This is a genomic window from Spirosoma gilvum, from assembly GCF_054776815.1.
This window is the reverse complement of sequence record NZ_BAAHBH010000007.1, coordinates 236,986-259,820: the sequence shown is the minus strand read 5'-3', so window position 1 is coordinate 259,820 and position 22,835 is coordinate 236,986. Positions and strand designations below refer to the sequence as shown.

19 protein-coding genes and 1 tRNA gene are annotated in these 22,835 nt (G+C 46.5%); 12 read left to right on the top strand and 8 right to left on the bottom strand.

Annotated elements, in window-relative coordinates:
- Window positions 1-12 precede the first annotated feature (12 nt).
- Window positions 13-189 carry a hypothetical protein gene (locus ACYVFD_RS19785; protein WP_461092177.1) on the top strand — a complete coding sequence of 59 codons (177 nt, stop codon included), beginning with the start codon at window positions 13-15 and terminating at the stop codon, window positions 187-189.
- A 305-nt stretch (window positions 190-494) separates the two neighbouring features.
- Here the strand turns inward: ACYVFD_RS19785 and ACYVFD_RS19780 are convergent, their stop codons facing one another.
- From ACYVFD_RS19780 to ACYVFD_RS19760, 5 genes are all read right to left on the bottom strand, one after another.
- On the bottom strand, window positions 495-3,236 hold the full coding sequence (locus ACYVFD_RS19780; RefSeq protein ID WP_461092176.1) for an SMEK domain-containing protein: 2,742 nt from the start codon (window positions 3,234-3,236) through the stop codon (window positions 495-497).
- Between the two features lie 108 nt (window positions 3,237-3,344).
- A tRNA-Asn gene (locus tag ACYVFD_RS19775) sits at window positions 3,345-3,418 on the bottom strand.
- A 121-nt stretch (window positions 3,419-3,539) separates the two neighbouring features.
- A complete protein-coding gene (locus tag ACYVFD_RS19770) occupies window positions 3,540-3,845 on the bottom strand; it encodes a hypothetical protein (protein ID WP_461092175.1) in 306 nt (101 codons plus the stop codon).
- Window positions 3,846-3,950: 105 nt separating this feature from the next.
- Complete coding sequence (rsmG, locus tag ACYVFD_RS19765; protein ID WP_461092173.1) at window positions 3,951-4,580, bottom strand: 16S rRNA (guanine(527)-N(7))-methyltransferase RsmG; 630 nt, start codon at window positions 4,578-4,580, stop codon at window positions 3,951-3,953.
- Between the two features lie 45 nt (window positions 4,581-4,625).
- Entirely contained in the window at window positions 4,626-5,819 is a 1,194-nt protein-coding gene (locus tag ACYVFD_RS19760) for a glycosyltransferase (RefSeq protein ID WP_461092374.1), read from the bottom strand.
- A 218-nt stretch (window positions 5,820-6,037) separates the two neighbouring features.
- Between ACYVFD_RS19760 and tgt the strand changes: the two genes are divergently transcribed.
- The 9 genes from tgt (at window position 6,038) to ACYVFD_RS19715 (ending at window position 17,082) form a co-directional block, all read left to right on the top strand.
- The gene (gene tgt, locus ACYVFD_RS19755; RefSeq protein WP_461092172.1) at window positions 6,038-7,168 is read left to right on the top strand and encodes a tRNA guanosine(34) transglycosylase Tgt; all 1,131 of its coding nucleotides are present in this window, start codon (window positions 6,038-6,040) and stop codon (window positions 7,166-7,168) included.
- A gap of 309 nt (window positions 7,169-7,477) precedes the next feature.
- Window positions 7,478-8,581 (top strand): GumC domain-containing protein, encoded by a 1,104-nt coding sequence (locus ACYVFD_RS19750; protein WP_461092171.1) that lies wholly within the window; start codon window positions 7,478-7,480, stop codon window positions 8,579-8,581.
- 31 nt (window positions 8,582-8,612) lie between these two features.
- Complete coding sequence (locus tag ACYVFD_RS19745; protein ID WP_461092170.1) at window positions 8,613-9,650, top strand: CgeB family protein; 1,038 nt, start codon at window positions 8,613-8,615, stop codon at window positions 9,648-9,650.
- Window positions 9,647-10,978, top strand: coding sequence for a hypothetical protein (locus tag ACYVFD_RS19740; RefSeq protein WP_461092169.1), 1,332 nt, complete (start codon window positions 9,647-9,649; stop codon window positions 10,976-10,978). Before ACYVFD_RS19745 ends, ACYVFD_RS19740 begins: the two co-directional genes overlap by 4 nt.
- 24 nt (window positions 10,979-11,002) lie before the next feature.
- On the top strand, window positions 11,003-12,025 hold the full coding sequence (locus ACYVFD_RS19735) for a glycosyltransferase family 4 protein (RefSeq protein ID WP_461092168.1): 1,023 nt from the start codon (window positions 11,003-11,005) through the stop codon (window positions 12,023-12,025).
- Window positions 12,022-13,152: a glycosyltransferase family 4 protein gene (locus tag ACYVFD_RS19730; protein WP_461092167.1), complete on the top strand. Its 1,131-nt coding sequence runs from the start codon at window positions 12,022-12,024 to the stop codon at window positions 13,150-13,152. The genes ACYVFD_RS19735 and ACYVFD_RS19730 overlap by 4 nt, the downstream gene beginning before the upstream one ends.
- Before the next feature lie 9 nt (window positions 13,153-13,161).
- Entirely contained in the window at window positions 13,162-14,253 is a 1,092-nt protein-coding gene (gene wecB, locus ACYVFD_RS19725) for a non-hydrolyzing UDP-N-acetylglucosamine 2-epimerase (RefSeq protein WP_461092166.1), read from the top strand.
- Between the two features lie 52 nt (window positions 14,254-14,305).
- Window positions 14,306-15,895 carry a heparinase II/III domain-containing protein gene (locus tag ACYVFD_RS19720; RefSeq protein WP_461092165.1) on the top strand — a complete coding sequence of 530 codons (1,590 nt, stop codon included), beginning with the start codon at window positions 14,306-14,308 and terminating at the stop codon, window positions 15,893-15,895.
- Window positions 15,892-17,082: a glycosyltransferase family 4 protein gene (locus tag ACYVFD_RS19715; RefSeq protein ID WP_461092164.1), complete on the top strand. Its 1,191-nt coding sequence runs from the start codon at window positions 15,892-15,894 to the stop codon at window positions 17,080-17,082. Before ACYVFD_RS19720 ends, ACYVFD_RS19715 begins: the two co-directional genes overlap by 4 nt.
- Window positions 17,083-17,146: 64 nt before the next feature.
- Here the strand turns inward: ACYVFD_RS19715 and ACYVFD_RS19710 are convergent, their stop codons facing one another.
- Window positions 17,147-17,632, bottom strand: coding sequence for a thioredoxin family protein (locus ACYVFD_RS19710; protein ID WP_461092163.1), 486 nt, complete (start codon window positions 17,630-17,632; stop codon window positions 17,147-17,149).
- Window positions 17,633-17,912: 280 nt separating this feature from the next.
- On the opposite strand from ACYVFD_RS19710, the gene yihA reads away from it, so the two are divergent.
- Complete coding sequence (yihA, locus tag ACYVFD_RS19705; RefSeq protein ID WP_461092162.1) at window positions 17,913-18,557, top strand: ribosome biogenesis GTP-binding protein YihA/YsxC; 645 nt, start codon at window positions 17,913-17,915, stop codon at window positions 18,555-18,557.
- Window positions 18,558-18,663: 106 nt separating this feature from the next.
- Window positions 18,664-19,179, top strand: a complete 516-nt coding sequence (locus ACYVFD_RS19700; protein WP_461092161.1) for a DUF5606 family protein — start codon at window positions 18,664-18,666, stop codon at window positions 19,177-19,179.
- Window positions 19,180-19,296: 117 nt separating this feature from the next.
- On the opposite strand, the gene ACYVFD_RS19695 is transcribed toward ACYVFD_RS19700, so the two are convergent.
- Both ACYVFD_RS19695 and ACYVFD_RS19690 read right to left on the bottom strand, forming a co-directional pair.
- Entirely contained in the window at window positions 19,297-20,160 is an 864-nt protein-coding gene (locus tag ACYVFD_RS19695) for a transglutaminase family protein (protein WP_461092160.1), read from the bottom strand.
- Complete coding sequence (locus ACYVFD_RS19690; RefSeq protein ID WP_461092159.1) at window positions 20,150-22,708, bottom strand: circularly permuted type 2 ATP-grasp protein; 2,559 nt, start codon at window positions 22,706-22,708, stop codon at window positions 20,150-20,152. The genes ACYVFD_RS19695 and ACYVFD_RS19690 overlap by 11 nt, the downstream gene beginning before the upstream one ends.
- Window positions 22,709-22,835 lie beyond the last annotated feature (127 nt).

The following is a 22,835-nucleotide window of genomic DNA, read 5'->3' as shown; positions in this document are numbered from 1 at the left end:
CAGGTATAGGCGGTGAATCGGGACGAACGCGTTCGTGTATGGGCAAGAAAGGGCGAGTTAAGTAAGGCGCTTAGTCAGCTACCGGCAGATGATAACCGCTCACGGGAACATATTCAGCAACAAATTGAGACCTGTAATCAGGCGCTGTTACAGGATAAGTTTGAGCTTATCGGTCAGAAGGGTGAATGACTTTAATGGGGTAACATCAGAAAAAGGCGGTGTTAAAAGGGTGTTTTTTGGTAGTAAAGAACACATAGCTGCGCTGCTTTGAGCGAGCCCAAAAAGGGGAACGAATTTGTAGCCAAGCGTATCCCGGTATCTACCAAGAGTTTACCAATTTCTTCTATACCAAGAAGTGTCTATACTGTAGTAAAGAGTTTGAAGGTAAGAGAGTTGATGCTACTTTTTGCTGTCAAGGATGCCAGAAGGCGCATTTGAAGTTGAGAAGGTTAAGGACTTAAAGCTTAGTATGTATAAATAAAAGTTTAGAAATGTCAATCAAAATTGCCATTTCTAAACTTTTCACTTTTCAGCATTATTTCGCCAATCGGATTATAAGGCGCTCCAATGAAAAGTTTATAAATTGAAAGAATTTTTTCTTTAAATAAATCTCCTGTAATAATTACTCCTTTTTCATAATAGGTTTTACATATACTTAAAGCAAATTGACCAAGATCAGTTAATATTTTCCCAATTCTCGGGTCAGGAGTAATAGAAGATAAATGATTGTAAAATTTATCAAAAACTTCTAAGGCTTCATAGCTTTTACGTTTAGATATTTTATAGTTCACTAATGTTTTAACAAACAAGAACTGCTGATATTCAATATTTATCGGTGCAACCTGACGAGGTGTTTTCAGTATATTTAAAAATAATGTTTGAGACTTATGGTCAAAATCTTTTATATTATCAGCACCAAAATCAATACACGATTCTAATGTTACTACTTTAATTCTTGGGTCCGTGAAATTTTCACATAAGCTAAATAATCTATCAGTAAAGGTGTTTATAATATTATTTTGTAAGATTTTATTAGTACGTAATATACAATCTATAGATAACGCTTCTAGATGGGGGATTCTAGCGTCAACAACAGTATACTTTTGCAAATGCTTTTCTGCATATTCAGGGTCATTCAATTTTTCTAGCTCTTCACTTATATTGTCAAAATTTATTGTAGTATCGTCAAACCTAGGCGTGGCATCTATAATCTCATGAGGGCTTGCTTCAAAAATGTCAGTATTTTGCCTTATTATCTTATAATATTCAAACTGTTTATTAAAATCGCCATTATGATGATACACCATTATTTGACAAGCCTCTTGATAGGCACGTTTTGGGTCATCCATATACCTTTTTTGTTCAGGAGTATTATTACTGGTAATAGATAGCAACTTTATATAACCTAACATAATTTCTAAAATTGTAGTATTTTCAGAATATAGGTACTTCATCGCGTCTAATACAAGACGACAAGACATACCTAAATTATTAATTATAGAACTTTGATTACCTATTAAAAATAATTTAATTTTATCGTGATCTGGAAAGTCCTGAAGTAATCTTCTTACAAAGTCTTGATAATACGAGAAACTAAGACTTTCAACTAGTTCTATGAATTCTTTAGCTCTATTTAGGTATCTAAATTTAAACCTACTATCATTTTCTAAGCTTTTTAATGCAAAATACTCTCCTAATATATCAGGTTGGAGAGGGTGTAGTTGTAATTCATTATCAGATTCATTATGATGCCTAATAATCAGCCACTCTGCTTTTCTTTCAATTTTTGATGCATATGAAATATAGTCATATAATTCACTATCGAATTCATTAGCATCTGGTAACCAAGATAGCTTCTTTTCAAATATTGTCTTCGTATCGAATGAGTTTAAACCATAGCATACAGTAGCAATGGCAACAAAATTCACATGCTTATAAATAATACTTTCTTGATATTCATTAAAAATTTTCTGCGTTAGTTTTAAATGATCTTCAACTACGAAGTGTAACAAGTTATCTTGATTCCATTGTGATATTTGAGCTTCTCTGGCTAATGCTAGCCCAATAAACATAGCAAACAAAGGCCTCTTTAGCTTGTCTAATCTTTCTAATGAACTAATAACCTCTGCTTTATTTAAGTTGATATTTTTCTTCTCAACATTTAATATATTTTCAATGATGGCAAATAAAGAGTTATCGTTTAGTACGGATAATTCTAATGGGTCATGCCTATGAATTTTATTAGAAGCAATATAGTCATTTATAAGGCTATCCCACCATGTCCCAGTTGTCTCTCTCTCGATAAGTAAAATCCTCAATGGGTATTTTAAATCATTTCTGATTGATAAATTTCTAATTAGTGTTAACGTATCTAAATAAGAGGATTGTACATAGTCAATAATAATTAAAGTAGGTTTATGGAAATGTTGCTGCCATTCGAATGAACGTATAGCACTAGTAGGTAAAAATCCCCAATTAATACGTAAGGGTTCTAATTTATACCCAAGTTCTAATGCTAACCTACTTTTTCCTGACCCCGCTTTACCTTTCAGTATCCACCATGAAAATATGTGGTCTGATGTGAAAAAATTCTCAAGTTGAGTTAGCTCTTCTTCTCGGCCTGTAAAACTTGTTAAGCGATTGTTGAAATTAAATTTAAATCTTACTTGGTCAGATTTAAAAGGCTTAAATAACTGATTATTACTTTTTTTTCTGCCAAATTCTGCTTCTAATAAATCTAAAATCTCTTCAATTTTGTTTATATCTATTAAACTATCAATATGTTTTCCAATTATTATATTATCTAAAATGTTTTCTTCAATATCAAAGTTAATCTTGCCATTACTTAGCTGATTAATTTTGTCTTTTGTAGGTTTGTAATAGCTACTCTTATTGGTCAATAGATATATATATAATTTAGGATAGTTATCATAAATTTTTCTTTTTATATATTTTTCAACCGTTTCTATTACTTTATCACTACTTGAATCTGAAGTAACCTGAAATACTATACCACTTTTAGTATCTACTAAATCAATGGCTGGAAAGTTATCAGATAAAACCTTATTAGCATTTTTTAAATCATACCCATAAGTTAAGTTTAAGATATTTATGGCTAAATTTTCGGAATCCTTGTTTATGTCAAATTTACCACTTGCATTTTGTTGATAAATATGCTGTGTCCACTCAGCTAAATAACTATGAATCTGCTTAAGATATATTCCTCTGTTGTCCATTTATAACAATGATATGTTGCGGCTAAATAAAAATAAATATAAACATACCAAAAGTGAATACAGCTGTAACACAAAAAAGCCCCAAAACAGACGTTTTGAGGCTTTTTGCTCCCGAAGCTGGGCTCGAACCAGCGACCCTCTGATTAACAGTCAGATGCTCTAACCGACTGAGCTATTCGGGAATCGTGGTGCAAAAGTAATAGGAATGCAGATACTACGCAAGCTTTCAGTATCAAAAAATGTCTTTTTTTGACCCCATTTCGGATAACCTCATGGAAATCAAGCGCTCTGCTGCCCCTTTTTTTATCGAAATGCGTCTGGCCGGTGGTTGGGAACATTCTCCAGGATCAGTTCTTTAATCCGTCGGGCGTCGCCTTTCGAGAAATTGCGGATGACAATCTCAGGGCGAGCGCGGGGAATGACCCGGATGGTGGAAAAAAACAGCCCATTGTCGATCTCAACGCCGGAGATGTCGGAGAAGAAAACGAAATTATCGGTGCCGCCAATCAACTTGCGCGACCGGAACGTAACCCCTTTATCGTTGAACGCCACCTCATCGGGCGTGAGTGGGTCTTTAAAACTGCTGCTGCGGAATTTCTCGTTTGGCATATTGTGGGAGGAGTAGTAGGAGCGAGTAGTGAGGAGCGAGCATGCTGGCGCATAATCGCTTTAGCTTGCGCCAGCATGCTCACTCCTCGCTACTCGCTCCTAATACTATTTTTTAGGTATATAAATCACTTTCTTGGTTTCAAAAAAAGGCTCTTCGAAATAGTCCGACAAGTCGTAAACCCGATACCGATCCGGTATTTCGGCCAGCTCTTCGGTTAGGTCGCCCCCTTTGAGGTACAAAACACCATTGGGCCGGTCGTTGTTGCCCGCCTTATGAATTTTATAACGAACCCAGCCTAAAAAGGGCTTTAACCGCGTAACGGCCCGGCTCACAACAAAATCATAGGTCGTATTCAACTGCTCCACGCGCGCTTGCTCTGCCTTCACATTCCGCAACCCTAAGGCATCGGCCACTTCCTGCACAACCTTTATTTTCTTTCCAATGCTATCGACCAGATGAAAATCGACAAGCGGATACAAAATAGCTAATGGAATACCCGGAAAACCGCCACCCGTACCTACGTCCAGAATTTCGGTACCGGGTTTGAAATCTACTATCTTGGCGATGCTCAGCGAATGAAGCACATGCTTTTCGTACAGGGCGTCGATGTCCTGCCGCGAAATTACATTGATTTTCGCGTTCCAGTCCCGATAAAGTCCGTCCAGGGCCGCAAAACGCTCTTTTTGTTCAGCGGTAAGGTTCGGGAAATATTTTAAAATAAGGTCAATGTTCATTGATGTGTGCTACGCATGAACTCTACAGAACCCGAATAGCGACGATTATTTCCAGTAAAGTCGTTTTTTTCGCCGGGCAAACAGGGTGGTCAGTCCCGACAATCCATAGTATACGGCTAGCAGAAAATCCATCAGGGGCATTATGGCCCAATGGACGGTGTGCGCCAACCGATAACTGATTCGCCCGACGATGCCCCAGAACAACACGATCCGAAAGGCAAACGTACCCGTTGCGATCAGCAAAAATAACCATTCGCGCGTAGTAAACGAATGGTGCTGGATCTCATGGACCAGAACGACAGCGCCAACCGCCATCGCCAGCACCCACGATAGTACATGCGAACCCGTAAGCAGCCCCAGCCGGAACTTGTTGCCTGGCTTGTAATACTTCCCGGCATTCAGGTGTCGGCGTTTCTGCTGGCGCCATTCGGCCCAGGTTTCTTTGGGCACCGACCAGGCGAAGGTGTCTGGGTGCAGACAAACGGCCGTGTTTTTTCCGGTAGCGACTTCATTGATGAACAGATCGTCGTCGCCCCCCACCACGTTCATGTGCGAATAAAACCCTCGATTCGCAAAAAACAGGCTGGTTCGGTAGGCCAGATTTCGACCTACACCCATATAAGGTTTACCGACCAGAGCCAGTGAGAAATACTGAACGGCTGTAAATAAGGTTTCGGACCGAATGAGCAGGTTCAATAAGCCGGATTGCGGATAGTATGGCGAAAAGCCCAGGGTAATTCCTTTTTGATTAGTCACCAAAGGGCTCGCCATACCCGTTAGCCAGTCGGTGGAGGCAGGGCGGCAGTCGGCATCGGTAAAGACGGCGATGGGATAGGCTGCTTTTTTCAGCGCGATGGTCAGGGCGTATTTCTTGGGCGTTACATGCTCATGCTCCTTATCGATACGGATAAAGCGCACTCGGTCGAGGTGAGCGATGTCGTTCTCCAAAAAAAGCTGTGTACCATCGGTGGAACGGTCGTCCATCACCAGCACTTCAAAATGAGGGTATGCCTGTTCGTTCAGGAGGGGGAGGAGTTCCCGCAGGTTGTCGAGTTCGTTACGAGCGCAGACGACCACCGTAACGCCCGCCGTCGATTCGTTCGAAAATTGTCGTTGGCCGTTTGTGTCACCTGGTTCAGATTGCCGGTAGAAAGCCGTTCTGGAGTAAACAAAAAGGATGTAAATGAGCTGAATGCCGACCACAACCAGCCAGGCTATCAGTAATGCCGTAATCACCAGGAGTAAAATGTTTATTCGTTAATGTGTTGATTTTGAATGAAGGGGGCAAAGATAGTGGGCAAAGGGCAGAGGGCAAAGGGTAGGGGGCAGATGGGTAAGGACAAAGGGCAGAGGGTTAGGGGATAACTCGGTTATAGTTGGCCCACAATTCCGACTACTCTTAGTCAACCCAGCCCTTTGCCCTCTGCCCTTTCCCCTCTGCCCACTATCTTTGCACTATGACTTTTTCAATTACTGGCCATGATCCACAGTCGAAGGCCCGAACGGGTACGTTGACAACCGATCATGGTGTGATTCAGACACCAATTTTTATGCCAGTCGGTACGGCTGGTACCGTAAAAGCGGTTCACCAGCGTGAACTGGAAACCGACATCAATGCCGAGATTATCCTGGGGAATACGTATCATTTGTACCTACGGCCGGGGCTGGATATTCTTCGTCAGGCTGGCGGGTTGCATGCCTTCAATGGCTGGAAACGGCCCATTCTGACCGATTCAGGCGGGTATCAGGTGTATTCGCTATCCGAAACACGTAAGATCAAAGAGGAGGGCGTTACCTTCAAATCGCATATCGACGGTTCCAAGCATACTTTCACACCCGAAGGGGTTATGGACATTCAGCGTATCATTGGAGCCGATATTATCATGGCGTTCGACGAGTGTACACCGTATCCCTGCGAATATGGCTATGCCCGGCAATCGATGGAAATGACGCACCGCTGGCTCGATCGCTGTATTGCTCGTTTTGATGACAGTGAGGGCTTGTATGGGTATCAGCAAACGCTTTTCCCGATTGTTCAGGGGAGTACCTATGCCGATTTGCGTCGGCAGTCGGCGGAGTTTATTGCCAGCAAAAATCGCGAAGGAAATGCGATCGGTGGTCTGGCCGTGGGCGAACCTGCTGAAGAAATGTACACGACGATTGAACTGGTCAACAGCATACTACCCGCCGATAAGCCTCGCTACCTGATGGGGGTTGGCACACCCGCCAATATTCTGGAAGCCATCGCGTTAGGCGTCGATATGTTCGATTGCGTGATGCCAACCCGCAACGCCCGCCATGGAATTCTGTTTACGACAGAAGGGGTTATCAACATCAAAAACGAGAAGTGGAGCCGCGACTTTAGCCCGATTGACCCGGCGCTGGGCGGATATGCCAGTACGTTTTACTCGAAAGCCTACCTGCGACATCTGTTTAAAGCCGACGAACTGCTGAGTGGTCAGATTGCCAGCCTGCATAACCTGACCTTTTACCTGTGGCTAGTCCGGCAGGCGAGGGCGCATATTGAAGCCGGTGATTTTGTATCCTGGAAAAACCAGATGGTCATCAAACTCATGCAGCGGTTGTAACAAGCATAGCCATCGTATAATAAGAGACTGTTTAAACTTATATTATTCGACCAATAAGTGTGTGAATTTGTCATTCCGACCGTAGGGAGGAATCTCAACATCCCCATAAGGCAAACTTGAGATTCCTCCCTACGGTCGGAATGACAAATTCACATCTAATTTTTCTGTAAAAGGAAAAGTTTAAACAGGTTCTACCAAAAAAAGTCTCCTAACGACAAGCTTAGGAGACTTTTTTTGTGATTTGTCGTCAAAGGTGGGTTCAGGGCACTTTGGGGAAACCCAGGGCTAGTAAATCGCCTGATGATGAGTATGGTTTCACCGACGGAGGTAAGCTCAGTTTTACAACCTGATCGCCGGTATGTATCGGCCGATCAGTTGCTGCGAATTGCGTGGCAAACCCGGTATCGTGCCTTACCTGTTATACTTGTTTCTGCGATTATTGGCGTATTGGTGGCGTTTTTACTGCCTCAGGAGTTTCGGGCCGAAGCACGAATAATGCCCGAAATGAACACCAGTGCCGGTAGTTTATTCAAGCGTTTATCATCAGTAGCGGCCTTCGCCGATCTGGATTTGTCGGAGGCTGAAGGTATGGATGCCATTCGGCCGGATTTATATCCGAATGTATTGCAGAGTACGCCTTTTGTCCTTCACCTGATCGATCAGGCTGTAACGATGAGCGATGGGCGACGTACAACAGTGGGCCATTTCTTACTGCCTGACTCTACCGGCTGGTCGTTGAAAAAATGGGTTTCGTTCCGGGAAGTTGAATCAATACGACCTGTTTCAGCCAAAGGCTCGGGTACCGTCCGCTTATCGAATCGGCAACAGGAACTGGCCGAGGAACTAGATGAACGGATAAGCGCCCGGCAGGATACCCGCTCAGGAATTATCACCATCGTTGCCAGCATGCCCGATGCCGAGGTGGCTGCCCAGGTAGCACAACTGGCCCTGAATTACCTCACGAATTACGTCACCAGTTATCGGACGGAGAAAGCACGCAAGGATTTAGCTTTTTATACAAAACAGTTGGCCGAGGCTCGTCAACGCTACCAGGCTGCGCAGCTTAAGGTGTTTCAGTACAATGACAACCACCGGAATCTGGTCTTGCAGACGGTGGCGATGGAACGGTATCGGTTAGATGCCGATGTGGTCACAACGGAGGCTGTGTTTGCCGAGATGGCCCGTCAATATGAACAGGCGAGGCTGAAGGTACAGGAGCAAACGCCAGTCTTCAAAGTGCTCGAACCGCCTAAAGTGCCCCATAAACGAACCTCTCCTAAACGAACACTCATCGTACTTGGCTTCGCGCTGGCCGGGTGGGCCGTGAGTATGTTGCTGGCCATTGTCCAGCAACCTGATGTAAAGGCTCATCTGAAAACAATGGTAACGAGCGTGGCGGCTGAAGCTGTTTGATCCTAATCCTTACCCAACCGTGAATACCCATATGAACGTAGTAATTGTAGGAAGCCGGGCCGACGATTCACTGGAGCAACACCTTTGTGATTCGTTCCGGGTATTAGGGTATGAGGTTGTGCTTATCGATGTCGTTTCGATGGGGGCCATGGCAACAAAAGTCAATTATTGGCTGTCACGCTTTGTAGAAGCTTATGATCGTTTTTTTTGCCAACGGGTGGCGGATAAAATCGTAAGCTATGAACCCGATCTGGCGCTGGTCGTCTACCGATATATGAATCCGGCTTTGGTAGAGCGAGTGAAAAAGCAGTTGCCCGGTACCACCATTGTGCAAGTCAATCCTGACCCAGTATCAAACCTGGAAAAGCAGCAGATTATAGCCACCGATTTCGATTATTACTTTTCCAAAGAACCTTATATCGTTAAGACCCTGCGGCATAAAGCGGGTTTGAATGCACATTACCTGCCTGAAGGCTTTAACCCCCGGTATCACCGGAAGCCACCCATCGAAAAGGCCGTTGCCGAATGGCTGACGGATATTGACGTACTGGTATTTGGAAGTCTGTACCCCTATCGGGTTCGCATGATTGAGCGGCTCATGCGGGCAGGGCTCAAGGTAGTTGTCTATGGAACAAAAGGGTCCTATATGCGCCAAAGCATGGGGTCTGTGTTTAAGCCGCAATACCTGGTTGGTGAGGAGAAAAACCGACTGCTTTATGGGGCCAGAATCGTTTTCAACAACTTTCATTATGCCGAGGTGACCTCGGTTAACCAAAAGTATTTCGAGATCAACGGCATTGGTGGCTTCCAACTCTGCGACTATAAACCGACCATAGCCGAGTATACAGGGGTTCCGGCCGAATCTGTAACGTACCAAACGATAGGCGAGGCTATTGATAAAATCCGGTACTATCTGGCTCATCCGGTCGAACGGCATGAACTGGCGGCCAGCCAGTATGCGCATTTTCAGCAACACCATACGTTCGACCATCGGGTTTCCCAACTGCTGCAAACGGTTGGGGTAACTCCAACGGTCGATTTGAAGCGGGTAAAACTCATTGCCGGATGATTCGACTGCTACTGCCTACGGCGACTTTTCTGGTGGCTATCTGGCCTGTGCACAGTTCGTTTTACGAAGCGTTGGCTGTTGCGTTCTCTGTGTATTCATTTCAGACGTTCTTCAGTCAGATTAGTCAGCGTGTGGCTGTTTTGGAGTGCGCCGGGGCTATTGCTACGTTTGAAATTCTGCTGATTCCGGCGGTTACGTATTGGGTATTTCCGGCGTCGATGCCGATCGAATCAGACATCTACTTCAGGTATGCGCTTCCGGCCTGCGTGCTGTTTTATGTAGGAATAAGTGGGTGGGCGAACCCTTCGGCAGAACAGCCCCATCGGATCATTCTCAGCCAGGCTGCCCAGTATCTCCAGCATCGACAAGCGGCCGGTATTAGTCTGTTCTGTATTGGACTGGCTGGCTTTATTGTCAAGCGAAGCTGGCCGGAGGGTCCGTCATTTATGGGAACATTGCCCATGAATTGCCTGCTGACCAGCGCCTTGTATGGGCAATATGCCAAAAGCGCCTTTCGTATCCCGTTGATATGTGTTGTAGTGGCTGTTCTGCTCATGAATACGATTCAGACGGGCATGTTCGGCGAGCTATTTTTCTGGAGTTTACTAGGCTTACTGGTTAGTTCTGTTGGGCTGGCGCATCCACTTACAGTCCGAACCAAAATTACTACACTCAGCCTGGCTTTTGGTGTTCTGCTGCTTATCCAGTCGATTAAAGGAGAGTATCGCCACCGGACCTGGGGACATGTGCGTACCGAACGATCGGCCGATCCGGCCCTGATGGCCGACTTAGTGGTCAACCGGCTAACCCACCCCGAAAAATTACTGAATGCCGCTCAGTTCTTCCGGTCATTTGTACGGTTTAACCAGGGTATCATGATCGGAAGCGCTATGACTAAAGTGCCTGTTTATGAGGATTATGCGGATGGTGAAGTACTACTGTCATTTCTGTCTCCGTTTGTTCCGCGTTTTATATGGGCCAGCAAACCTTTGGCCGGTGGCTTTGAAAATATCCGACGGTATACCTCCTTACCGCAGTTCGACAATACCAGCATGAACCTGTCGCCCATTGGGGAAGGGTACGCCAATTTCGGTTATGGTGGGCTGCTGTTTGCCTGGTTCTATGGTGTGGTATTGCGGAGTTGCTTTCAGGCTGTTTTTCGTTTTGCCGGGCAAATGCCTTCGGTTGTTCTCTGGATTCCCATGCTATTTATCGGATGCCTGACGATGGAAACAGACGTGTTTTCGACCTGGGGGAGTCTGGTTAACAGTGCGCTGTTTATCGCATTGCTATACTGGATACTGAAGCGAATAGGGATTGATCTATAAAGCCAACGGATAAACAGCTTGCCTATGCAGATTACGTACTTATTTCGCAGTCCTGGTACCGGCTATAGTATTGAAGCGCTGTTTGAGACGATTCAGCAAACGACTTCTCAACGACCGGGTATTCGAACAAAACGCGTTCAGTTGCCGCATGTCAGTCGTAATCTGTGGCGGGTCGGGCAAAATCTAAACTTCATACGTCGATTACGTGCCGATGTTTTTCACATTACCGGCGATTGTCAATATGCGGCTCTGGCCTTGCCAGCCTCGCGCACCATACTGACGATTCATGACTGTGGGCCGCTCAAAAAGTTTCAAAACCATCCCCTTCGCTACGCCGTATTTTGGTGGCTTTGGTATTATCTGCCCGTCCGTCGGCTTCGATGGATAACCGTTGTGTCGGAGAAAACCCGGCAGGAACTCATTCACTATGTCGGGCGGGTCGGTGAAAAGGCCGTAGTCGTCGCCAATGGCTATGATCCTGCCTTTGTGTACGCACCAGCTGCATTTCGGGCCGAACGTCCGGTACTGCTTCAGGTCGGCACAGCACCAAACAAAAACCTGACAAACCTGATCGATGCCCTTGAAGGAATCAATTGTACACTGGTCATTGTGGGGACATTGACAAGCCAACTGACGACAAGGCTCCAGAACCATCGGATCGATTACCAGAATTACATCGATCTGAGCCGGGCTGAACTCATCGAATGGTATACGTACTGCGATATCGTCACGTTTCTGTCGACGTATGAAGGCTTTGGTATGCCCGTTCTGGAAGCCAATGCCATTGGTCGGGTTGTGCTTACATCAGCCATTGCACCTATGCTCGATGTAGCGCCTGGTGCAGCCCATTTTGTTGATCCAACTGATCCGGCGGCCATCCGACAGGGCGTTCTGCGCCTGATTCAGGATAGCGTGTATCGGCAGAGACTCATTGACGTCGGGCGAGAAAATGCACAACGATATTCGATCGACAAAGCGGCTGATCAGTACGTGGCTATTTACCAGAAAATTGTATCTCCTAACCGTTCGGCTGAACCTATTGCATGAAGATTGTTCTTTCGGCCGATTACTTTTATCCATCACAGATGGGCGGCCCCAGTAATTCAATTTATTGGCTGGCAAAAGCCCTGAACCAGGCAGGTCATGATGTAACAGTGGTGGCAACTGCACAGGCAATTTCATTAGCTGTGCCGTTCAATCATTGGCTTACACTAGACTGTGGGCGGGTGATGTATACCCAGAATCCACACTTTTATCTTCCCCTGACTCATATCTGGTATGGCTGGCAGGCTATGAAAAAAGCCGACATTGTTCATGTAAACAGCTTTTTCTACCCCGCTTCTATAGTTTGGATATTCCTGAGTCGGATGTTAGGAAAACCTGTACTATGGGCACCACATGGCGAGTTAAGTCCGGTCGTGTTAACTGTTCGGTCGGGTCTTAAACGGTTCATCCTACAGACCGTGAAGCGAATCAACCCTAAAGTGTGGTTTCAGGCAGCGAGTACACGCGAAGCCGACAGCATTCGGCAGTATTTTGGACCCGATGTCGTCATCCTTGAAATTCGGAATCGGATAGAATTGCCTGTTTTACGGGTACATGCCCCCGTCGGACAACCATACCTGCTCTTTATTGGGCGGCTGCACCCCGTCAAAGCGATTGATCGATTATTGGCGGCTGTCGGGGCATCCCGCTTATTTCGGGAAGGAGCGTATCGGCTGCTGATCGCCGGACCCGAAACGGATAAGAACTATGTCGAATCGTTACAGCAGTTTGTAACAGCACAGGGGCTTTCGGCAAAAGTATTGTTCATCGGTTTTGTGCAGGGGGAGGAGAAACAGCAGTTATACGCCAACGCTTATCTGACCATTCTGCCGTCGTATACGGAAAGTTTTGGCAATGTAGTTATCGAATCACTGGCGCAGGGCACCCCTGTAGTCGCGTCGACAAATACGCCCTGGCAAGTCCTCGAAACCGAACGGGTAGGGGCCTGGGTAGCTAACGACCCTGATTCATTACGCCAGGCCATTGAGCACTTTCTGATTATGTCGTCAGAGGAGTATCTGACGTACCGAAAGCGGGCTGTTGATCTGGCGCACCGGGAATTTTCGATTGCCGATTCGGTCCACGAATGGGAACAGATTTACGAGCAGCTACTACAGTCGAATAAATAGCCATCTGTTATGAAAATTATCAGCGTAGTAGGTACCCGGCCTAATTTTATCAAGTTTGCTCCATTGCACCGGGCCTTTTCAGGAGAGCCAGGTATTTGCTCACTCCTTGTTCATACGGGCCAGCACGAGCACCCATCTATGAGCGAGGTATTTTTCCAGCAACTTTCCTTACCTAAGCCCACCTACTCTCTTCGAATAAACCGAGGAACCCCGACGCAGCAAACGGCTGAACTGCTGGTCAAATTTGAGCAGGTGTTAGCGAAAGAACGGCCTGACTGGGTAGTCGTGATTGGTGATGTAACCAGTACACTGGCCTGTGCACTGGCAGCCGCTCAGCAGAACATTCGGGTGGCTCATGTTGAAGCCGGATTGCGGTCGGGCGACAGACATATGCCCGAAGAACGAAACCGAATTCTGACCGATGCCCTGTCGGAGCTTTTATTTGTGACCGAACAGGCTGGTGTCGATAATCTTCAGCGGGAAGGTATTGCCGCTCACAAAATTCATCTGGTCGGGAATGTGCTGATCGATGCATTGATACAGCATCAGGCGCAGGAAGTAAAGGCCGTTGAAAGCTTACAACTCCTGGCCAAAGATTATGCGCTGATAACTATGCACCGGCCGGGCAATGTGGATAGTGAAGCCGGGTTACGGAAGGTGTTGGCCTTACTGGAAACCGTAGCGATGGTACAGACGGTGGTATTTCCTATCCACCCGCGTACCCGGTCAAGTCTGCTGAAATTTGGTTTGGAAAGTCAACTGCTGGACATTCCAAACGTTCGGATACTGGAACCGTTGGGGTATCTGGAATTTCTGAATCTGATGCAAAACGCGGCCCTCGTCATCACCGATTCGGGTGGAGTACAGGAAGAAACTACCTTTTTGCAAATCCCCTGCCTAACCTTTCGGCCATCGACCGAACGACCTGGTACTATTGAGCTGGGAACCAATCAACTCATCCGCGATCTAAGCCCTGAAACGGTAAAGCAACAGCTAGGTAGGCAACTAAAGGGAGAGTTGAAAGCAGGAAGGATTACACCGCTTTGGGATGGCAAAGCTGCTGAGCGAATCGTCAGCATACTTATGGCAACACATCCCTGATACAGTCAGAAAGGCTAACGCTTTCGCAAAGTTCCTCCCCACTCTACACACTATGAACCGTATTGGTCTGATTTGGCGAACAATACGGCATCTGTCGGCCCGGCAGGTGCTTTATCAGCTGCGGTACCGATTACAGGGCTGGGGGAGGCTGCAAGTTTCCGGGAAGGAGTGCATTGGGTATTTTCTCGATGTGCCCGACGCCGATAAGCCGCTTTCATGGCGACCTGGTGCGTTTACGTTTTTGAACCAGTCCGTTTATTTCTCCACATGGGTTAACTGGAATTATAGCCAATTGGGTAAGCTCTGGACGTATCATCTCAACTATTTCGACTTCCTGAATCAGCCGCAGATGAGGCCCGAAATTGGCCTGATACTGATACGTGATTTTATAGCCCAGACGACCTCGTTGCAGGATGGTCTGGAGTCTTATCCAACATCATTACGGATCATGAACTGGGTTTGTTTTCTGAGCAAGCATCAGATTCAGGATGACGCTATCAACCGGCATTTGTTTGCCCAGGTTAGGTTGCTGAATCAGCGAATGGAATATCATTTGGGCGGAAATCATTTGATAGAGAATGGGTTTGCGTTGCTCACGGTCTCGCTTTTTTTTCGAAATAACCGCTGGGCAGCCAAAGCTGATCGATTGCTTACGCGGGAATTGACCCGGCAAATTCTGGCCGATGGTGGGCATGATGAGCGTAGTCCGGTTTATCACCAAATCCTGCTCAACCGATTGCTCGATACCCTGAAGATATTGCAGACCAACTCCTGGTATAATAACCCCCGATTGCTGCATTTTCTGACGAAGACAGCATCCCGAATGCTGGCCTGGCTACATAGTGTTACGTTTCGCAATGGAGATGTCCCTCTGGTTAACGACTCGGCACTAGGAATGGCGCCGACTACAGCACAGTTGGATGAAAAAGCGAAAGCCATTTTTCCTGAACTGGTCAGAAAAGAGGTGCAGTTACGGGAAAGTGGTTACCGGATGTTTCGGCAGAACCGCTATGAACTTTTTGCGAACGTGGGTGCTATTGGGCAAGATCATCAGTCTGGTCATGCACATGCCGATACGCTTTCGTTCATCCTATATGTCGATAATCTGCCCGTCATGGTGGATGCGGGTACTTCGACGTATGAAATTGGCGCTCAACGATCGTGGGAGCGAAGTACGATTGCCCATAATACGGTTACGATCAAAAACAGAAACTCATCTGAAGTATGGGCGAGCTTTCGGGTAGGTCGCCGGGCAAGGGTGCGGTTATTTGTCGATAATGAAACGGAGTTGACGGCTCGTCATGATGGCTACCGGTTCATGAATGTATTGCATCAGCGAACCTGGCGATTGGCCCCAGATCAGATTATCATCACCGATTCGTTACTGAGTGCGCATACAGAGGCTGAATGTGGACAATTGGGTATTGCCCGTTACCATTTTCAGCCAGGTCTGGTGTTGCAACTGGTAGGGGATATTGTTCAGGCCGGTTCGATAAAAATCCGGCTGAAATCCGATACTAAACTCAAGTATCGCGTCTCAACGTTTTCCAGAGCTGATGGTTTCAATCAGATTAGTCCGGGACAGTGCCTTGAAGTCGCTTTTACCAACCGCCTGGAAACGACTTTTCTACTCAGCGAATGAATATCCTTTATCTGACATTTTATTTCGAGCCCGACCTGGGTCCGGGGGCTTCCCGCAATACATCGCTGGTCAATGAACTGGCCAGTCAGTTAACCCCGGCCGACTCGATTCATGTCCTTACAACCCATCCAAATCGGTACGCATCGTACCCACTGATAACCAACAGCCATGAAGAGTGGTATCATGGGGGGGCTGCTATCGTTGTTCACCGGATTAGAGTTCCCCGACATAAAAATGGCTTTATCGACCAGGCTCTTGCGTTTACTACGTATTATCGACAGGCCAGTCAATTAACGAAACATCACCGTTACGATCTGGTGGTGGCTTCCTCGTCGCGGCTGTTTACCGCATTTTTAGGGGCACGAATAAGCCGTAGGTACCGCATTGCTTTGTTTTTAGACATTCGAGATCTATTTCGGGAAGCTATTCGGGACGTTTTAACGCGTCGATGGATTTTTTGGCCGGTGGTGTTGCTGATTGATCCTCTATTGCGGGCTGTTGAACGGTTTACATTTGGATACGCTCGGCACATCAATCTGATTTCTGAGGGCTTCCGCGACTATTTTGCTCCGTTTTCGCAGGCAACGTATAGCTATTTTACCAACGGTATCGATACGCTGTTTGCTAACTTTCCCGTGGCAAACGTGGCAACGGACAGTGCGGTCAAAAAGATTCTTTACGCTGGTAACATTGGCGAAGGACAGGGGCTTGATACGATTATACCGCAGGCGGCTCAGCAATTGGGAGCGGGGTACCGGTTTGTGATTATCGGTGATGGCGGAGCCCGGTCGAAGTTGAAAAAGGCGATCCGAACGAATGCCCTGTCAACTGTTGAATTACGCCCACCCGTTTCTCGTGAAAAACTACTGGCTGAATATCAGGCGGCCGATTACCTGTTCGTACACCTGAACGATATGTCGGCTTTTAGGCGTGTACTACCATCCAAGTTGTTTGAGTATGGGGCTACTGATAAACCGATTCTGGCAGGTGTAGCGGGATATGCCGCAAAATTTGTAGACACATACCTGCCCAATTCCATCGTATTTCCGCCCGGCGATGTAGCGAGCCTGATCAGGCAACTAAAAGAGACACCTTACACCACCCTGCTTCGTACCGAATTTAAAAAACAATTTCAACGGCAGGCTATCAATTCGGCTATGGCCCGTCTAATTCAGCAGATCAGCTAGTATAAAAAAGCGACAGGTCGGTTTTCGCCGACCTGTTGCTGCCAAATTGTTAATTTGGAAATGCTTACATGGCTCCCGACTTAACGCTCTTGCCAATGGCAATCAGGTCTTCGGGTGATTGATAGCCCAGTACTTTTTTCAGCACTTTACCATTACCGTCGATAAATAGCAATGTTGGATAGGCTTCGAGTGGGTACACCTGCGACAGCGCTGGCCCTTCCCCTTTTTCCATGTCCATTTTTACGTTGATGAACTTGCTGTTGTAGAAATCGCCCACTGCTTTTTTGGTGAATACGTTCTTCTGCAACATCTTACAGGGGCCACACCAGCTAGCGTAAGCATCCAGGAAGATCACCTTTTTTTCAGCCTTCGCCTTTTTCAGCACTTCTCTCCAGGAGGTTTCTGTAAACTGAATGCCTTCTGCATCGTTTTTAGGCGCAATGTTGTGGTTGCCAGCTCGGTTAGTACGGGTCGGATGGGAGCCAGCCTGAGTTGGTAAAGAAGCGATTCCTACCAGTAATAGCGCAAGTAGCCAAAAAACTTTTTTCATGATTGAACCGGCACCCCGGTGGTCTTTTAATGGTTTTTCTCTGTCTATAACGCATCGGTAAGCGATTTTCGTTTCTAATCGCTTATTTCTGAAGCAAATTAATAGTCTGCTTCTCAAAATACAAATGATGTGCCATTCTCGGTAATCTTTCCGAACTTTGCAGCCGTTTCAACCATAATCTGTCATTATGGGTCATTGATTGTCATTAAATGGTCATTCCTCGTACTGTAACGATAAATGCCAATCAATGACGAATAATGGCAATAAATGACCTGTTCGTATGCCTGTTAAGCAAGCTGAATTTTTTGTCAGTAATTCCGACCCCGCCAAATGCCCTGCGCCCGACCGGCCGGAGTACGCATTTATTGGGCGATCTAATGTCGGCAAATCCTCGCTGATCAATATGCTGACGGGCCGTTCGGGTTTAGCCAAGATCTCAGGGAAGCCGGGCAAAACGCAGTTGATCAATCATTTTATTATCGACAATGAATGGTATCTGGTCGATTTGCCGGGCTATGGATACGCACAGGTGAGCAAAACGGAACGGGAGAAATTTGCTGCCCTCATCACCGGCTACCTAACCAGCCGACCTAACTTACTCTGCATTTTTGTGCTAGTCGATTCGCGGATTGAACCCCAGAAAATTGACCTTGATTTTATGGAGAATCTGGGCGATCGAGGGCTTCCATTCGTGGTTGTCTTTACAAAAACCGAGAAGCTAGGTGCTATGAAATTGCAGGCTACACTCGAAAATTACCAGGCCAAATTGCTGGAAAGCTGGGAAGAAGCACCGACGTTTTTTGTGACCTCTGCCGTTACAGGAGCCGGTCGCGAAGACATCCTGTCGTTTATCCGACCGCTGAATGAAGACTATATCAAAGAGCGAAAGAGTGAAAGAGCGAAAGAGCGAAAAAATGGCAAGTAGCATTTCACTCTTTCACTCTTTCACTCTTTCACTCTTTCACTCTTTCGCTCTTTAAACAGGCAATACACTTATTGGAATACGCGTTACCAAATTACTAAGTCTCTCTATGGAAGCATTAAAACAAATTGCTAATGTGGCTGGCTACAGCGGCCTTTACCGAATTTTGAAACCAGGCCGGGCGGGCGTTATTGTTGAGTCACTGGACGATAAAAAGGCTAAAACCATGATGGGCCCAACAGCCCGCGTGTCGGTCCTTAATGATATTTCTATTTATGTCGATGATGATAGCAAAGAACAATCGATACCCCTAAGTGAGGTTCTGCTGGCCATCCGTGAAAAATATGGTGATGCGTTGTCGGTCGATCCTAAAGGGTCTGCCGATGAACTGGCTGAATTTATGGCTTCTGTAGTACCAACCTACGACCGCGAGCGTGTTCGTCAGGCTGATATTAAGAAACTTATAAGCTGGTATGGCATCCTGAGCCAGTATGCTCCGGAAGTATTTGAGGTAACGGCTGAAGCAGCGCCGGAAGAAGCACCAGAGGCAACGGAAGCTGTTGAAGAGGCTCCTGAGGCACCGGCCGCTGAAAAACCGGCTAAGTCAAAAAAACAAAAAGCCTAGGTTTTCGCTTTATACACATACAGCTATTGTTACCAACGTTCTTATTTTCAGTAAGAACCGAAAAGCCGTGATGACCTTTGGTTTCGCGGCTTTTTAGATTTATAAAAAGTCCGGGCATTAAATAGGCACTACGTCGACTTCGACCTGAAACGTGTGCTTGCCCGTGCTGAAAATGATGCCTTTCAGGGGAGAAACATCCCCGAAATCGCGTCCCCAGGCGGTGGTAATGTGCCGTTCCTGCGGAATCAGGTCGTTGGTCGGGTCGAAATCGCACCAGCCAATTTCTGGTACGTACACCGAAACCCAGGCATGAGTGGCATCGGAACCTTGTAGTTTAGGCGTACCAGGAAGTGGTTGTGTTTCCAGATAACCACTGACATAGCGGGCTGCAAAACCCAGGCTTCGCAGGCAGGCAATGGCGAGGTGTGAAAAATCCTGACAAACGCCCTTTCTTTCCCGTAATACCGTTTTTAGGGGTGTATAAATGGTCGTAAAGCCGGGGACGTAGGTAAACGCAGTATAAATTTTCTGACACAGGAGTCGGGCGCTATCGTAAAAAGGTAGATCATCCTTAAAACAATTGACGCCAAATTGCCGGATTTCATCGTCCCACTGAACAAAAGGGCTGGGAAGTATATAATCCAGCAACTCGTTGCGAAGCGACCGATCGGTTCGCAACCGTTCCCTGACTTCGGCATTGGTCAGCAACGAAGCTGGCGAGTTTACTGTGTGCGTCTGGAGCGTACTTTTGGCAATAATGACGAGTTTGTTATGCGGCTTATAAATTGAAAAATAATGGATGGTATTGCCATAAAAATCCGTACGTGAATCAAGCTCATCGGGAGTCGGGTAGATTGCCAGTGAAAAATCACGGCAGGTTTGATAAGCCAGATTTTTGGGCATGACGCACGCCAGCCCATGGTAATTATTTACGTTTTTGCTGTAATCATACTGCGTTTTATGAAATACTCTATAAGTCATTTACGATGTCGACAATGGTTTCGGTAATCGAGTGTTGCGTAGCGGTATGATTGAAATATTGATTGGCGGTGTAGTTGGAAACGGAGGCAATCAGCTCATATACCTGCGATAGAATAATACTGAGTTTCTCATAAGCCTGAGAGCTGGGTTCGACAGACGAAATTTCGGCTACATCGATCAGCTTGATCTGGGTAACAGCTTCTAGAATTGCTTTTCGGGATTTGCTTAATCGTTCGGATGTTTGGGGGAGCTGGCTGATGCTATAGTCCAGTGAATCAAGTAAATAAGTCAGTGAAGAAGGAATTTGCCGGTCAAGCAAAATCATATCCAGCACATACTCTTTTTCAAGATTGGTTTTGTAGATTGATCGATAGTGCGATAAGGCAAAATGATTCATCAGCACAATCTCCATCAATTCACTTTCGATGATCGGTTCGGTTCTGATACTGAATATGGAGCGGAGAATCGTGATTTTTGAGAGAATCCGTTCGATTAATTTGCCCGTTTCGAACAGGTAATAGCCGTTGTTGCGGGGTATGGATTCGTTGATGATCCCGTAGAAGGTAAACAGATTGCTCTGCAAACTATTCAGGGTATTTTGAATATCGTTGGGGTTATGAGTAGCCTGAATCTGCTGAAGTTTCTGGCTGATATGTTCAATGACATCGATTGTTCGCCAGGTTACGTTGTTCCAGCGTTCGCGGACGGCCATCATCGCTCGTAAAAACGAATTCACCGACCAGGTTATCGTACCTCCTTTGTTGCTGTTGGCAATACTTTCGGCAATAATGGGAAACGGATTTTTGAAGTCCTCCCGGTTCTCGTCCGAAAAGCTTGGCTGAATCTGAATCAGGTTCGAGACCGTTTTTAGCAGGATTTCAATGTGTTGCGTCTTGTTCTGATTACCGAAATTGCGCTGTAAACTCAGGGTATTCAGGGTGATCATCAGAAAGGTGGTGGCACTCAGGCTCCGCTCACTGTAACGGGCTGCCCAGTACAGATTTTCGGCGCTGCGGCTCGGTAGGGAAGCCTGCGATTGCTGATAAACCGAGTTGGGTAGTTTGACGCGTTCCCGGATTACCTCCGCTTCATCCGAAATAATCCAGGTATCTTTCGACACACTGCCGTATTGATTTGAGAAGGTGAATTTGTCTTTAAGGGCCGAACTTCGGGTTAGTCCACCTTCCATCACCTGATAGCCATTGGGCGTAGCCGTCAGGAAAGCGCGGATAGCGGCATAGCGCGGTTCGATCTGCCCATCGACAAACGTAGGGGTAGTCGAAAAACTAACTTCCTCCTGAGCCACATATTCGGTCGGATTTTGCAGAATCTGCTCCCGGAGCTGCTGTAGCTGCTCTTTCGAAAGCTCTTTGGCGTATACCGACCGGAATACCTGTTTGCGGTTTGCTTTTTTAATGATCAGGCTGTCCAGATTCGCCAGCGTACTCTTTAATTCCTTTGGCTGACCGCACCACCAGGTAGCAACCGATGGTAGAATCAACTCTTCGCCCAGAAAGTAACGGCATAACGATGGCAAAAAGGCATTGAACCCTGAATTTTCAACGGCGCTGGTACCAGGCGGATTGATTACCATGACGTTGCCATTCCGAATGACCTGTAGTAAACCCGGAACGCCCAGCTTAGAATCAATCCGTAATTCGAGCGGGTCGCACCATTCATCGTCGATCCGGCGGATAATAATATCGACCCGTTGAAGCCCATCGATGGCCTTTACCCAGACGACCCCATTTTTTACGACCAGATCATCGCCCTGAACCAGTGTATACCCTAAATAAGAAGCCAGATAGGCCTGCTCGAAATAGGTTTCGTTGTTGGGGCCAGGAGTAAGGTAAACGACGTTTAAGTAATCTGATTTTTCGCGGAATACTTTAAAAATGGATTGCTGGGCCTGCGTAAAGAAAGGCGACAACCGCCCTACGTACATATCCCGGGCCAGCTCAGGCATGATTTTGCTGACGATGGCCCGGTTTTCCAGCGCATAGCCCGAACCCGATGGAGCCTGTGTTCGATTGTCGACAACCCACATCCGCCCGTCGGGACCGCGTGCCATATCGGCTGCGTACATAACCAGTTGATGCTGCGTCGGTAGTTTTACATCATAGCAGGAGCGAAAAAAACCGGTGTTTGTATAAATCAATTCGGCAGGAAGCACCCGATCTTTCAACATCTTCCGTTCGCCATACATATCGCGCAGAATCAGATCGAGCAGGATGGCCCGCTGCTGCAAGCCTTTCGAGATCGCCTGCCATTCTCGCTGTTCAATTAAGAACGGAATCAAATCCAGCTTCCAGGGACTATTGAGGCCGTCGGGACGCTGGTAGATGTTGTAGGTGACGCCATTCTCACGAATTTTATTTTTGATCTCCTGCGCCCGGTTTCTCAGCTCTTCGGACCCGATTTTTTCTAAGGATGAGAAGAGTTTCTGCCAATGAAATTTGATGGTACCATCCGCGCCCAATACCTCGTCGTAGGTGTTCAGCTTTGTGCGGTATACGTCGAGCAGACTACGGACAGATTCTGAAACCATCAGGTGAAAAAGGTTACAGGATAATATGGTTAAGAAAGCAATTGAAGCGATAAAATTACCTCTATATTGTATTTGGCCAACTTTTTTAGGGAGTTTGTTGAATTAAATAAAATTTTGTTTGTGAGAA

Coding starts and splice junctions, on each gene's coding strand:
- ACYVFD_RS19700 (WP_461092161.1), top strand. CDS start 18,664: ATGGAAGCATTAAAACAAATTGCTAATGTGGCTGGCTACAGCGGCCTT.
- ACYVFD_RS19695 (WP_461092160.1), bottom strand. CDS start 20,160: ATGACTTATAGAGTATTTCATAAAACGCAGTATGATTACAGCAAAAAC.
- ACYVFD_RS19750 (WP_461092171.1), top strand. CDS start 7,478: ATGGTTTCACCGACGGAGGTAAGCTCAGTTTTACAACCTGATCGCCGG.
- wecB (WP_461092166.1), top strand. CDS start 13,162: ATGAAAATTATCAGCGTAGTAGGTACCCGGCCTAATTTTATCAAGTTT.
- ACYVFD_RS19710 (WP_461092163.1), bottom strand. CDS start 17,632: ATGAAAAAAGTTTTTTGGCTACTTGCGCTATTACTGGTAGGAATCGCT.
- tgt (WP_461092172.1), top strand. CDS start 6,038: ATGACTTTTTCAATTACTGGCCATGATCCACAGTCGAAGGCCCGAACG.
- ACYVFD_RS19690 (WP_461092159.1), bottom strand. CDS start 22,708: ATGGTTTCAGAATCTGTCCGTAGTCTGCTCGACGTATACCGCACAAAG.
- ACYVFD_RS19770 (WP_461092175.1), bottom strand. CDS start 3,845: ATGCCAAACGAGAAATTCCGCAGCAGCAGTTTTAAAGACCCACTCACG.
- ACYVFD_RS19740 (WP_461092169.1), top strand. CDS start 9,647: ATGATTCGACTGCTACTGCCTACGGCGACTTTTCTGGTGGCTATCTGG.
- ACYVFD_RS19780 (WP_461092176.1), bottom strand. CDS start 3,236: ATGGACAACAGAGGAATATATCTTAAGCAGATTCATAGTTATTTAGCT.
- ACYVFD_RS19735 (WP_461092168.1), top strand. CDS start 11,003: ATGCAGATTACGTACTTATTTCGCAGTCCTGGTACCGGCTATAGTATT.
- ACYVFD_RS19715 (WP_461092164.1), top strand. CDS start 15,892: ATGAATATCCTTTATCTGACATTTTATTTCGAGCCCGACCTGGGTCCG.
- rsmG (WP_461092173.1), bottom strand. CDS start 4,580: ATGAACATTGACCTTATTTTAAAATATTTCCCGAACCTTACCGCTGAA.
- ACYVFD_RS19720 (WP_461092165.1), top strand. CDS start 14,306: ATGAACCGTATTGGTCTGATTTGGCGAACAATACGGCATCTGTCGGCC.
- yihA (WP_461092162.1), top strand. CDS start 17,913: ATGCCTGTTAAGCAAGCTGAATTTTTTGTCAGTAATTCCGACCCCGCC.
- ACYVFD_RS19730 (WP_461092167.1), top strand. CDS start 12,022: ATGAAGATTGTTCTTTCGGCCGATTACTTTTATCCATCACAGATGGGC.
- ACYVFD_RS19745 (WP_461092170.1), top strand. CDS start 8,613: ATGAACGTAGTAATTGTAGGAAGCCGGGCCGACGATTCACTGGAGCAA.